Source organism: Chryseobacterium sp. Tr-659 (genome assembly GCF_011752975.1).
Classification (GTDB): Bacteria; Bacteroidota; Bacteroidia; order Flavobacteriales; family Weeksellaceae; genus Chryseobacterium.
Window position 1 is genome coordinate 1 of the sequence record NZ_VWWP01000004.1, and the last position, 13,474, is coordinate 13,474.

The 13,474-nt window shown below is 35.7% G+C and carries 9 protein-coding genes; 1 reads left to right on the forward strand and 8 read right to left on the reverse strand.

Features of this window, described 5'->3' with window-relative positions; all coding sequences use genetic code 11:
• The 7 genes from F3J23_RS10630 to F3J23_RS10660 all read right to left on the reverse strand — a co-directional run.
• Window positions 1–331 (reverse strand): DUF6443 domain-containing protein (locus F3J23_RS10630; RefSeq protein WP_167028198.1); only part of this gene is annotated, 331 nt, incomplete at its 3' end.
• 6 nt (window positions 332–337) lie between these two features.
• On the reverse strand, window positions 338–4,141 hold the full coding sequence (locus F3J23_RS10635) for a DUF5977 domain-containing protein (protein WP_167028201.1): 3,804 nt from the start codon (window positions 4,139–4,141) through the stop codon (window positions 338–340).
• Between the two features lie 4 nt (window positions 4,142–4,145).
• Complete coding sequence (locus tag F3J23_RS10640) at window positions 4,146–5,750, reverse strand: T9SS type A sorting domain-containing protein (protein WP_167028204.1); 1,605 nt, start codon at window positions 5,748–5,750, stop codon at window positions 4,146–4,148.
• Between the two features lie 312 nt (window positions 5,751–6,062).
• A complete protein-coding gene (leuB, locus tag F3J23_RS10645; RefSeq protein WP_167028207.1) occupies window positions 6,063–7,187 on the reverse strand; it encodes a 3-isopropylmalate dehydrogenase in 1,125 nt (374 codons plus the stop codon).
• Window positions 7,168–7,776, reverse strand: a complete 609-nt coding sequence (gene leuD / locus F3J23_RS10650) for a 3-isopropylmalate dehydratase small subunit (protein ID WP_167028210.1) — start codon at window positions 7,774–7,776, stop codon at window positions 7,168–7,170. The genes leuB and leuD overlap by 20 nt, the downstream gene beginning before the upstream one ends.
• Before the next feature lie 216 nt (window positions 7,777–7,992).
• Window positions 7,993–9,381 (reverse strand): 3-isopropylmalate dehydratase large subunit, encoded by a 1,389-nt coding sequence (gene leuC / locus F3J23_RS10655; RefSeq protein WP_167028213.1) that lies wholly within the window; start codon window positions 9,379–9,381, stop codon window positions 7,993–7,995.
• 29 nt (window positions 9,382–9,410) lie between these two features.
• Window positions 9,411–10,574, reverse strand: a complete 1,164-nt coding sequence (locus F3J23_RS10660; protein WP_167028216.1) for a 2-isopropylmalate synthase — start codon at window positions 10,572–10,574, stop codon at window positions 9,411–9,413.
• Window positions 10,575–10,722: 148 nt separating this feature from the next.
• Here F3J23_RS10660 and F3J23_RS10665 point away from each other — a divergent pair, with 148 nt between their 5' ends.
• Window positions 10,723–12,267, forward strand: coding sequence for a hypothetical protein (locus F3J23_RS10665; protein ID WP_167028219.1), 1,545 nt, complete (start codon window positions 10,723–10,725; stop codon window positions 12,265–12,267).
• Between the two features lie 131 nt (window positions 12,268–12,398).
• Here F3J23_RS10665 and F3J23_RS10670 read toward each other — a convergent pair whose 3' ends face one another.
• Complete coding sequence (locus F3J23_RS10670) at window positions 12,399–13,373, reverse strand: dipeptidase (RefSeq protein WP_167028222.1); 975 nt, start codon at window positions 13,371–13,373, stop codon at window positions 12,399–12,401.
• Window positions 13,374–13,474 lie beyond the last annotated feature (101 nt).

Below are 13,474 nucleotides of genomic sequence, written 5' to 3' on the forward strand. Positions count from 1 at the left end.
GGTAAACGCCCAACGGACCGGAATAATAGGCTCCGCCTCCTGTGGAAGATTGTGGTACGGGAAGGTAATCTTTTGCCTGTCTTCCAAATTGATCGTATTCGATATGGGTTACCACATCTTTTTGCAAGGGGGATGCTTTTACATTAACAACCTGCTTAGGCCTTCCCAAACCATCGAAATACTGAACGGTTTCTGAGGATTTTGTAGCGGCAGTTCCGTTATAATCCAGATAAGTTTTGGAATAGACATAGTTTTCGGTAGAAGTCAGCGTCTGGGCACCAACCACATTGGACAGAAGCAATACTCCCACCGGAATTAATATTTTTTTCATCAGTTGTTAGTTTTTTTGATATTGGAATACTAAATTCAAAGGATTAGAAGAAGACGGATCAACAGTTCCTGACAACAATGTTGCCGTACAGTTCCCTTCTGTGTCAATAAATATTTTCCATTGACGATTTGAGCCGGTTTCTGTAAAAGTAATTTGACGATTTGCAGAAGGTACACATGAAGTTCCTACTTTTCCTATATTTATACCATTACTCCAGCTTTGCCAAATGCCATAACCTGAAAAGGAAAGATTAAAATTAACATTGTTATTAATTGTAGACGTAGAATTATAACTGTACTGAGGAGTACCAATGGTAGATGAGAATGTAAAACTACAAGATATCGCAGAAGTACAAGTCCCATTTTGATTTGCCATATTTTGCCCATTTGCACTAATATCATCACTGGCTTTCATATCTGCAGCTAATTGACTTACGTCAGAGGTATAAGTTCCAGCAGGTACTGTATAAGTATAAGTGCTTCCAACCGCATTTCCTGTACAGTTATTTTTTGTGAATACCTGACTTACTTTAGCATTAGAATATATTACAGCAGTATTCGTTGCGTATCTGTATCTAAATTCTTTTAATATTTTATTATTGATATCAATAATTTTTTCTAATCTATTAGTTACATCATATTTATAGTATTCTCTAACTCCTGATGGCGGTGTTATACTTGTTACTCCAATTAAAGGATCATGTGTATAGGTCGTAATTTGGTAATTAGCTAAATTCACATTTTTTCTAAGATTATCTTCTGCATTCAATAAAGCTTGCTCATTAGATGGATTTTGTGCATCATAATTAGAAGTAGAAATAATATCATTAATATACATTGCAATATTATCATACTGCACCCCTTCTATTTTTGCTATTGGCAAGCTAAAGTTATACCCCCAAATAACAGATACCGGAACTCCTTCTTTAGTAGTATATTGAATAAGGTTTCCTTTTGTATCATACTTGTCGAGGGTTATCTCCGTTGGAGAAGTATTGTTGGATAAATCATAGGAAGTTGTAGACTTTGGAAGTACAAAATTACCAATCTGGGCATCAGGTAGGGAAGTCGGATAAACCGTTTCTGTTTTTGATATTAATTTAGAAATACTATTATTCGTTTGTTTCACAATAGTTTCTAAAGGAATGCCTACCATATTTTTACTAATCAATAACTGATTCCCTTTTTCCTGTGCATAATTATAAGTTGTTTCATTAACAGATAAATCAGGATATGTAGTTTTTTGAATATATGGTAAATATTTATTATTGTATGTTGTTAATGTTTTAGTTTCTATGAAACTACTTGATCCCGCTGGAAAATACTCTTTTGTAGATATTGACTCTAATAGGGATTTGTAAAGATTAATACTATAATTGTGTATCAGTCCAGGTATTGGTTCCTCAATACGAGCATCACCACCATATGATACGGTGTTTCCAGACATTGAAATTAAAGGTCTTGCAATAAAGGATGTTACTGGTTCTAAAATTGCCCCTGAAATAAAATAAGTATTTTGATTATCAGGATAATTAAACTTATAATTATAAAGTGACTCTTTTATTAATTGATTATTATCACTGTAATAAAGCTGTTTTATGATATCTCCATTACCAATAGATACATAAGCTCCCCTGCCTTTCATATTCAAACAAGTCATATTATAGCTATTAGTAAAATAAGTTTCAGTTTTGCCCTTCCCAATAGTTACTTCTACAACTTTACTATAACCTACATGATTTCCTTGAGGAAGTGTAGAAGTACCTTGGGAAGGCGCTCCTTCATATACTGATAGTTTAAACATCTGATGATAAGTATTGCAGCTTGGTTCAGATGTAAATAGGGTAGATGCATCTGCTACCTGTCCCATCGAAGCAACTATAAAATCACTCTTTTTGTAGCATCTGTTTTCTATTTCGTAAAATCTTGGCAACTCAGAAAGAATACCATTTGATATAATTTTTGTTCCATTTTCGGAGATTTCATCATATTTATAATTTTTCAGTATAGGTATTGTTCCTGCTTTTTCTGTTGACTTGATGCTTTTTATTCTTATTCCTCCTCCAAAACTAAAATCACGCGGAATACTTGTTGGAGAATTATCTAACAACGATTGTAAAGGAATATTTGAAAATGTATTCGGCTCATAATCATATTCGGTTTTGCCTCCAGTCGGATATGAAATACTCGTTAATGTTCCAGCCAACGACGCCGTTGAAGCTCTCCTATCAGATAAATAATGTTTGCCATTAGAAGAAAAATTAAAGTATCCTTGACTGCTATCAAATGAATCTGATCCTGGTGGTGCATATGTTTCGTTATACCAATATCCCGTTGCATCATTATTAAATGAAGTTAAATTAAATATCTGTTGACCTTTTAGATATTTGCTTGGATCAGGAATAAAAGTATCACTATTGCTTTGTCCATTGTAATATCCCCAAAAATCACTTGAAAAACTTAGCTTATTTGGTAAATTATGGGTTGAGTTGTAATCAAAAACATATTTTTCATTTGTTAGTGATTCAGTCATACTTAGTAATTTTAAACGGTGAGTGAAAATTTTACTAGTTGCACCCGACCAAGCGACTAAGGGATTAGAGTTTAACCAATTAACCAATTGAGTTGTATTAAGATTATCTGTTGCAATAAAATAATCGTAGTTAAAATCATATTGTTTGATCAACTTGTAATTATTGTAAATTTTTATTGCTGACAACTTTTTAGAGTTGTTAACATCATCCCTATCCATCCATAAAAATTCAATTTTCCCATTTGAAAATTCAATTTTTTCAATAAAACTTTCATCTATTACTTGTGTACTACAATGAGTAAGTCCGTTAGCCTTTATATCTGCAATTGTCCCAGGAAAATTAGGTGGAAAAGTAATCCCTACTCTTGTATTCCTGCAACCTGCTAATCTACTACTCTTTAAAACAGGACTATAATAAAATTTAATTTTTCGTCCGACAGGATCTTCAATTTTTGTTAAGTATTTTGAAACCCCAGTTACCGCTCCATATGTTCCCGTTAATGGAATGCTAATTTCACTAGCTCCATCAAAAGAATATACTATTCCCCTATCATCGGATACTTTAAAATTATAATTGCCATAACTATCGGGCACAAAATTTAAATTACCTGATGGTATTAGTTTAAAATCTATATTAGGCTGCTCAGCAATAGCAAATTTTGGATAATCAGTTTTTGTTGTCTTTGGCATATCTAAATATGCCTTATGAGTTTTATTAGGTAGGTTAATTAAGAAAAGATCTGGTTGCAGATCCATTGATAAATAAGTTCCACTTTCAGAATAGTTACTATTGGAAAAATTATTTGTATAATAAGAACTAACAGACGTACTATTATTCCATGGTAAAGTAGTACAACCCTGTATTGATCCAACATACCCTGAAGCATTTCTAGGGAATATATTGTAATATCCGTATAAATTAAAGTCATTGCTTCCTGCTACTATTTGAGAAACTCTTCCTCCTGCATTTAGACTCCAGCCTAAACCTACAGATGAAGCTTCGTCAGTCACTTTGATACCTCCTGCATGATATGAAATCGAAATTGGGACTTCTATATCTCCTTCTTTAATCGTGAAAATTGGAATATTGATATTAGGTACACCTGTATATAAAGACACTGGTGTTTCTGAATATCGAAATAGTGCAGCAGCATTTGGCGATTGTACTGCAGTATTGTTGACTGCATTTTGTATAATTGATTTTGAACTTACTTGATTTTGAGCGTGTAATAGTAAAATTTGCAAGCCGATACTTAGTAGAGTTAATATTTTTTTCATCATGTTATTTCTTAATCAGCTTTGCATTCGCTGTTTTGTTATCATTAGTTTTTATGGTAATTAAATAAGCTCCCTGAATGAGCGACTGGGTATTGATCTTAGTCACCTTATTCTTTGTTTTCAGGTTCTGGACCTGTCTTCCACTCATATCATACAACAGAATATCAGCCTCTTTGAAATCAAAGCCGATTTCTACATACGCATAATCGGATACAGGGTTCGGATAGATCTTAATATCATACTTCTCAATTAGCTGATCTACTTGTTTATCTCCAAGTTTTACAATCTTCCAGTTTTCTTTGCCTAACTCTTCTGCACTCGTTCCTGCTAAAATGATGGAACCATCACGGTTTAATTTTAAATCGGAAAGTCTTTCTTCTTTTTTTCTGGATTCTCCGGCAATGTGTTTTCTCCATTGTTCGTTTCCGTTTTGGTCTAAATACAGCATCCAGAAAGTCTCATCATCTTTCTCTATTCTTCCTTCTGCCTGGGTATAACCTCCCAACAGAATGCCTTTTGACCTCCGGCTTCCATCTTCCAGCTCCCCGCTGATCACATTCATTCCCATCAGGACATCTCGGTTTTTGAAGTTGTAGGATTTCTGCCACTGTTCTTCTCCTCTTTCGTTTAAGGAAATCAGCCAAAGGTCTGTGCCTTCTTCAATGCCTACTGTTTTATTGCCGGATCTCTCGGATCTGGATTCTCCTCCAACAAGGTAACCTGTTGAAGTTAATGCCAGTGTTCTTAGATGGTCATCTCCTTTGCCTCCGAAGTTCTTTTCCCATTCTACTTTACCATTTTTATCTAATTTGATGATCCAATAATCACCTTCCCCGAAATTGCTGCTGACTTTGGAATGAGAGACAAGCTTTGCACTGCTTCCAGCATCCTGCTCCCCGCTTCCCGCCTTCACCTCAGAGCTTCTGGAATAAACTCCCACTAAAGCTCCGCCATCTTTTGTAGGAATCATCTTTTCGACTTCATCCAACCCTTTTCCGCCTAAAATTAATTGAGAGAGCTCTTTTCCGTTTTTGTCGAGTCTTGTGATCCAGACATCTTTGGAACCATAGCCTTTTGAAGCGTTTTGTACATTACCGGCTGCAAAGAATCCTAAGTCTGTGGTTTGGATAACAGCTCTGGCTTCTTCATCGGAAGGGGTGCCTAATGTTTTCTGCCATAATTCATCGCCGAATTCATTGATTCTGATCAGCCAGATATCGGAACCGCCTTTGGATTCTTCTTTTTTATCTAATCCTTTTCCTGAGTAAGAGGTTCCGGCTAGTAGAAAGCCCCCATCCTGAGTGGTAACGGTGGCTGACAGGTAATCATGGTTAGATCCTGAGAAATATTTTTCCCAGGCCTGGTCTCCCTGCTGGTTGAGTTTAACTAAATGGAAATCGTAACCGTTGTTTGGTTTAGTTCCAGCCTCCTGTTTCCCTCTTGATTGTATGGCGCTTCCGGTGATAAGATACTGCTGATCGATAGTGGTGGTGACCTGTGAAAGAAAATCCTGGGTAGAGGATTTGATATCTTTCTGCCAGACCACTTCCTGGGCACTTGCACCCAAGACTGTACATAACGTAAATGCACAGAGATAGATTCTTCTCATATTTATGGTTTTTATTTTGGCGGAAAGCTAATATTTTCACGTAACATCAGTCAATATCATACTTTCAATTAACAGATTTTAGGCATCATTCATTTTATTTTAGGATATTTTTTAAACCACAATTCTTATTTAAACAAAAAAACCTTTGAAAATCATCCGAAGGTTTTTTGATTTTTTGCTTCAAAAGCACAATAAAAAATAAAAGGCCCTGCCACATTACGAGGCAGAACCTTTCTTCTAACTATCTATCTAAGCGAACTTTGATTTAAATCAGGCAAGTTTTTTTAAGCAATAGAAATCATTGATTCCTATTTATACAATCGTTGATTTTCCGATTCTTACATTTTCAAAATTATAATAGGATTTCTCTGAGTATCTGATGTGATCTGCGATAAAGCTTCCCACTTCACTTGTTAAATAATGCTGCTTGCTGTTAAGATCTACCGTAACATATTTATTTTCAATGGCATGTTCAACAGATTGTCTCAGTTTACCGGCTGCGGCCTGTAAATTCAGATGATCCAGCATCATCGCAACACTCAGAATTGAAGCGACAGGGTTTGCGATTCCCTTTCCTTTAGCTTGCGGATAAGATCCATGAATAGGCTCAAACAAAGCATTATTCTCTCCTACTGAAGCTGACGGAAGCAATCCGATAGAACCTCCGATCACACTTGCTTCATCAGAGATAATGTCTCCAAACATATTTTCCGTTAAAATCACATCAAATTGTTTAGGATTAAGGATCAGCTGCATCGCTGCATTATCTACAAACATATAATCAAGCTGTACTTCAGGATATTCTGGGGCAATTTCCTGACATATCTTTCTCCATAATCTGGAAGTATCCAATACGTTCGCCTTATCAATGAGTGTAAGCTTTTTATTTCTTTTCTGAGCTTCCTGAAATGCCATATGTGCAATAGGAATAATGTCTTCTCTGCTATACTTACACACGTCATAAGCATAAGCTCCTTCAGGATCGGTAAATTTTTCACCAAAATAAATCCCGCTTACCAATTCTCTGAAGATCTGAATATCTGCTCCTTCAATAATTTCTCTTTTAAGCGGACTTTTGTCGATCAGAGATTCATATGTTTTCAATGGACGGATATTTGCAAAAAGACCTAATTCCTTACGTAGTTTTAAAAGCCCTTGTTCCGGTCTTACCTTCGCTTCAGGATTATTATCAAAAGCCGGATCTCCAATGGCCCCAAAAAGAACAGCATCAGATTCTTTACATATTTTCAAAGTCTCTTCAGGTAAAGGATTTCCTGTTTTAAAAATAGCTTCAGCTCCAATCAATCCATATTCAAAATGGAACTTATATTGAAAGACTTCAGCAATCACATCCAATATCTTGATGCTTTCACCAATAATTTCCGGTCCTATCCCATCTCCCGGAAGAACTGCGATTTTAAAATAATTGTCGCTCATTTGTTTTTTGTGTTTTTAGTTCAAATTCTGTAATCGCCTTTTTTTTGCTGATTAAAAAATCAATATCGTCATAGCCGTTTAATAAGCATATTTTTTTATAAGAATCAAGCTCAAAGGTTTCTGTTGTATCTTTAAAGCTGATAGACTGCAATTCTACGTCAATGGCGATTTCATTGTCAGGGTTTTCTTTGATTCCTTCTAAAATTTCTTTTAAAAATTCTTCTGAAACCTTCACTGGAAGAAGCCCGTTGTTTAAAGCATTTCCTTTAAAGATATCAGCGAAATAACTGGAAACAATAACCTTAAAACCGTAATCTGTTAATGCCCAGGCAGCATGTTCACGACTACTTCCGCATCCGAAGTTATTTCCTGCCACCAGAATTTCACCAGCGAATTTCGGATTGTTCAAAACAAAATCAGGATTAGGTTCTCCAGTATGGATGTTGAATCTCCAATCTCTGAACAGATTCTCCCCAAACCCTTTTCGGTCAATACTTTTCAGGAATCTTGCCGGAATAATCTGGTCTGTATCTATATTTTCTGCCGGCAATGGAACTGCACGGGATTTTACTATAATTAATTTTTGCATGTACTTTGTTTATTGAACTTCTGAACACAAAAATTTCTTTTTTACACTTTAGTTCATTTAAGAATGTATAAAAGGACATATAAAAACTCAAGTAACAACAAAATCAAAGATTTTTTGAAAAGCTTAAGCGCTCTTTTATATGATTAAATAATAACTTTTCTTACCTAAGTGTTATAATTTTTTGTGCCTTTGTGGTTAAAATATATTTTGATCCTTTTAGTTTAAGCTTTCAAAAGCCGATATTCTACCTTCTATGGCAGCTTTTGCAGCAGTAAGCGGACTGGCAAGGATTGTTCTTGCCCCTTGTCCCTGTCTTCCCTCAAAGTTTCTGTTCGAAGTAGATACACAATATTCTCCTTCCGGGATCTTATCATCATTCATCGCCAGACATGCCGAACATCCCGGCTGACGAATCTGAAATCCGGCATCATTGAAGATTTTATCCAACCCTTCTTCATAAATCTGTTTTACAACTTGTTGAGAGCCCGGAACAATCAAAGCTTTTACTGCTTCTGACTTGCTTTTTCCTTTAATATATTGTGCAGCAGAACGGAAATCTTCAATTCTTGCATTGGTACAGCTTCCTATGAATACATAATTGATTTTGATATTGGAAAGTGCCTGTCCGGCTTCCAACCCCATATACTGTAAAGCCTTCTCTTCAGACTCGTTTTGAGGAACAGGAATTGTTTCATGAATGGAAATTCCCATTCCGGGATTTGTTCCGTAAGTAATCATCGGGTGGATTTCTGATGCATCAAAACTTAGTTCTTTATCAAAAACAGCCTCTTCATCGGTTCTCAATGTTTGCCAATAGGCTACTTTTTCATTCCATTCCTCTCCTTTCGGAGCAAATTTTCTTCCTTTCACATAGTTGAACGTAATTTCATCCGGAGCAATCATTCCTCCTCTTGCTCCCATTTCAATACTCATATTACAGACTGTCATTCTTCCTTCCATAGACATTTCTTCGAATACATTACCTGCATATTCACAAAAATATCCTGTTCCTCCGTCTGTTCCTATTTTTGAAATGATATAAAGAATAACATCTTTAGGCTGTACGTCTGCATTAAGCTTACCGTTCACCGTAATTCTCATTGATTTCGGTTTATTAAGAAGTAAACACTGGCTGGCAAATACCTGAGCCACCTGACTTGTTCCTATTCCGAATGCTATCGCTCCAAATGCTCCGTGGGTAGAAGTATGACTGTCTCCGCAAACAATGCTCATTCCCGGCTGGGTAATTCCTAATTCCGGAGCAATGATATGCACAATTCCCTGATATTGATGCCCTAATCCAAAAAGTTCAATATTATTTTTCTGACAGTTTTCCGTCAGCTGCTGAACCTGATTTCTTGAAAGTTCATCTCTGATCGGCTGCTCCTGATTCAATGTGGGTACATTATGATCTGCTGTTGCTACAATCTGTTCCGGTCTGAAGATCTCAAGATTTCTGGACTCCAGCTCTGCGAAAGCCTGTGGACTTGTAACCTCATGGATCAGATGTTTATCAATGTAAATGACCTGTGGCCCATCCGGAACGGTGTCCACCACGTGAGCATCCCATACCTTATCAAAAAGTGTCTTTTTATTGTTGTTCATTTTTTACTTTATCTTGATTGTATTCAAACCTAGCCTATTTTTCTGCTGAAAGATTCCATGATCAGGCTCAGATCATCATTGCATATTTCTTTCTTGATATCGGCAACTTTCAAAAACTCCTGATACAAGTAATCCAGTTCATTCTTGGTAACATCAAAACCTATATGCTTAAAACGATAAGCCAGTGCCGAGCGGCCGCTTCTTGCCGTAAGAATAATGGAGGATGCGGTCACTCCCACTTCTTCCGGATCAATGATTTCATACGTTTCTCTGTTTTTGATCACTCCATCCTGATGGATTCCGGAGCTGTGGGCAAAAGCGTTAGCTCCTACAATCGCTTTATTAGGCTGTACAGACATTCCCATAAGATCGGAAACCATAGTACTCATTTCATTCAGCATTCTGGAATTCACATCTGTATACAGATTCAAATCTTTATGCTGCCTAAGAATCATTACCACTTCTTCCAATGCCGTGTTTCCGGCTCTTTCACCTAATCCGTTGATGGTACACTCGATCTGGCGGGCACCGTTAATAGCCCCTGCAATAGAATTGGCAGTGGCCAGTCCAAGATCATTATGACAATGGCATGATAGCACAGCTTTTTCAATACCTTTTACATTTTCTCTAAGGTATTTAATTTTCTGGCCGTATTCTTCCGGAAGACAATATCCTGTTGTGTCGGGGATATTCAATACGGTTGCTCCGGCTTTGATGACAGCTTCACAAACCTGCGCCAGATAAGCATTATCTGTTCTTCCGGCATCTTCAGCATAAAATTCCACATCTTCCACATAACTTTTAGCATATCTTACCGCTTCTGCAGCACGTTCAATGATATCTTCTCTGTTTGAATTGAATTTATATCTGATATGAGAATCGGAAGTTCCGATTCCTGTATGTATTCTTGGCCTTTTCGCAAACTTCAGGGCTTCTGCAGCGGTATCAATATCTTTTTTATTCGCTCTGGTCAGTCCGCAGACTTTTGCATTTTTTACCAGTTTTGAAATTTCCGAAACAGATTCAAAATCTCCCGGACTGGAAATCGGAAACCCTGCTTCTATGATATCAATCCCTAGCTCGTCAAGCTTTTCTGCAATAATCAGTTTTTGCTCCGTATTCAGTTTACATCCCGGAACCTGTTCTCCATCTCTCAGTGTGGTATCAAAAATTTCAATTTTTTCGGAATTCATAAATGAAGTTTTTTACTTAATTTTGATCCAAAACTACAGCTTGCTATATTTTTTCAGTTTTATTTTTTCTGAAAATTACAATATTCAACTGTTGAAAAAATAGACATAATCACTTATTAATCAATAATTTAATTTTCAAAAATTTACAATGGCAGAATTGCAGAAAGATTTTTTGTTTGTACTGGTAAAGTCATTGACCACCTCAGAAAAACGACAGTTTAAGTTGTATGTGAACCGGCTCGGAATTAACGTAGACGCAAAATTCTTACTTCTGTTTTCTGAAATGGATAAGATGAAAGAATATGATGAAAACATAATTATTGAGAAGAAAATATCAACAAAACAGCAGCTTTCAAACCTTAAGGCTCATCTTTATAAACAAATTCTCGTAAGTCTCCGCATGAACCCAAGTCATCAGAATTATAGAATTCAGCTTCGGGAACAGCTAGATTTTGCCAATATTTTATATCAAAAAGGGCTTTATAAACAGGCTTTAAAGATACTGGACAAAACCAAGCAGACCGCATTGGAGCTTGATGAAAAAAGTATTGCTTCTGAAATTATTGATCTTGAAAAAGTAATTGAATCTCAATTTATTACCCGAAGTATTGAAGGACGTGCAGAAGAGCTGATCAGGCAATCACAGGAAATAAGCAAACAAAACCGCTATACTACAAAGCTGTCTAACCTTTCGTTGAAATTATACAGCGAAATGCTTACCCACGGCTATGTAAAAAACGATACCGGCCGTGAAGAAGTTTTAAGTATTTTTAATGAACAGATTAAAAACATCAGACTTGATAAACTGAATTTCACGGAAAAACTCTGGTATTTTAAAGCGCATGTCTGGAAAAACCAGCTTTTACAGGATTATAAATATACTTTGAAATATGCCTATCAGTGGGTAGATCTTTTTCATAAAAAACCAGAGATGATCTACAGTCATCCGGTTTGGTATATCAAAGGAAATACCTATCTGCTGAAAATTCTTTTTCTTTATGGAAATATAGATATTTTGGAGGAACATTTTAAAAGTTTCAATAAGATGGTGAATGCCGAAAATTTTGCTCAGAATGAAAACCTTCAATCTTTGATTTTCCTTACCCATTATAATACATTGATGAATATTCACTTTGTAAAAGGTGAATTTTTCACGGGGACAAAACTCATTCCTGAAATAGAGTTAAAGATGGATAAACTCCGAGAAAGGATTGATGAACACCATTTTATGATTCTTTATCTTAAAATGGCAGCTATGTTTTTTGGCAGTAAAATGTTTAAAAAATCAATTGAATATTCAATGCGGGTCATAGAATCTAAAGGGAATGTTCAGGAAGATTTGCTGTTCCATACAAGAATATTGATCTTAATGGCGAAATACGAATCCGGAAATGATGAAGACTATGATGAATTTATTGCCTCTACTTTAAAGTTCGCAAAAAAGATGAAAAAGCCAGAGGAATTTCATTTTGAAAGCATTCAGTTTTTTAAAAATCTGAATAACCAGATTCCTGATCAAAGGCAAAAAGCTTTTGAAATTTTTGATAAAAAGCTGGAGGAATTTTCCAAGAATGAATATTACAGAAGATCCTTATTTTATATTGATATCCACGGCTGGATAAAATCTAAAGTTCAGCATGTGGATGTAATTGAGATTATCAAGCAGAAAGTAAAATATAAAAGAAAAAGCTAGCAGGAGGTAATTTTTCCAGCCAGCTTTTTTATCTTTTTGTCGTTCACAGATTGAGCAGATACAGCAGGCTTTTATTTCGCTGTAATACGGAATCATCTTCAAAAACGGCTCAATTTGCAAGAGAAATTGTATTATTTATAAATCCTTTCTATAAAATTCAAAGCATTATTGTGGCTGATTTTTTCCACGATTTCTGTTGAAAATCTTTTTTCAATCTCATCATTGATGGCGGGATACACTGAAGCGTTAGAATGTTCAGGGAAGAAAAACGGATGACGGGATTTATCCGGATGATCCTTCCAGTAAAAGTAATCGGCTCCATAAGCGATATTATCTTCTGCACCAAGATCCAGCCCGTATTGAATATGTTCATACAATCTTTCAGGATGTTCAAAATCAACATAATCTTTAATAAAATTCAACCCTATCAATCCATTTCTGTTGATCACTTCTTTTGCCAGCTCATCAGGAAGATTTCTTTTGTTTTTACAGACTGTTCTGTAATTTGAATGGCTTGCCAGTACAGGAATTGAAAAATTTCTCTGATCTATGTAGTTAAAAATATCATAGGCAAGCTGGTCACTTGTGTGGGCCAGATCAATTGCTATCTTTCTATCAGCAATATAATCGATCAAAACTTTTCCATCATCTTTTAGGCCGGCTTCCGAATTGTTTCCGCCTCCAAAACGATTTTCTGTATGATGGGTAAGCCCGATATAAAAGACTTTCTGAGTATTTTCGATAATAGTTTCCAGATTTTTAAATCCGGAATCCAGGCTTTCGGTTTCATCACAAAAGGCAGATCCGTTCTCTATGGAAGCAATGACTCCTACCTTGTTTTTATTTTCCTCATTTTTATAATCATCTCCATCAAAGAAGAAAAAATTTTCATTTTTTATAAGATCTGAAAATAATTGGCTTTGTTTCTTCCCTTCTGCAGTACTACCTGTTCCCGTTCCTGCATAAATCGCCATTACCTGCAACATAACATTCCCTTCCTTTAAATAAGGTAATGAGCACCCTATCTCTTTATCATCAATAGTTGAATTTGATCCTAGCAAATAGTGGAGTAAATCGCAATGCAGATCAATGTTTAATATATTCATAATTATCTGTAATTTTGGGAGTTATATTTTTGATTGGGTGTATTATTTACTGAAGATAATAATACAATTCTTATTTGAATAATCACTGTATATTTTTCTTC

What these genes read in the sequence shown, in the direction of transcription:
- F3J23_RS10635 (WP_167028201.1), bottom strand. Translation starts at nt 4,141, where the DNA reads ATGAAAAAAATATTAACTCTACTAAGTATCGGCTTGCAAATTTTACTA.
- F3J23_RS10640 (WP_167028204.1), bottom strand. Translation starts at nt 5,750, where the DNA reads ATGAGAAGAATCTATCTCTGTGCATTTACGTTATGTACAGTCTTGGGT.
- leuB (WP_167028207.1), bottom strand. Translation starts at nt 7,187, where the DNA reads ATGAGCGACAATTATTTTAAAATCGCAGTTCTTCCGGGAGATGGGATA.
- leuD (WP_167028210.1), bottom strand. Translation starts at nt 7,776, where the DNA reads ATGCAAAAATTAATTATAGTAAAATCCCGTGCAGTTCCATTGCCGGCA.
- leuC (WP_167028213.1), bottom strand. Translation starts at nt 9,381, where the DNA reads ATGAACAACAATAAAAAGACACTTTTTGATAAGGTATGGGATGCTCAC.
- F3J23_RS10660 (WP_167028216.1), bottom strand. Translation starts at nt 10,574, where the DNA reads ATGAATTCCGAAAAAATTGAAATTTTTGATACCACACTGAGAGATGGA.
- F3J23_RS10665 (WP_167028219.1), top strand. Translation starts at nt 10,723, where the DNA reads ATGGCAGAATTGCAGAAAGATTTTTTGTTTGTACTGGTAAAGTCATTG.
- F3J23_RS10670 (WP_167028222.1), bottom strand. Translation starts at nt 13,373, where the DNA reads ATGAATATATTAAACATTGATCTGCATTGCGATTTACTCCACTATTTG.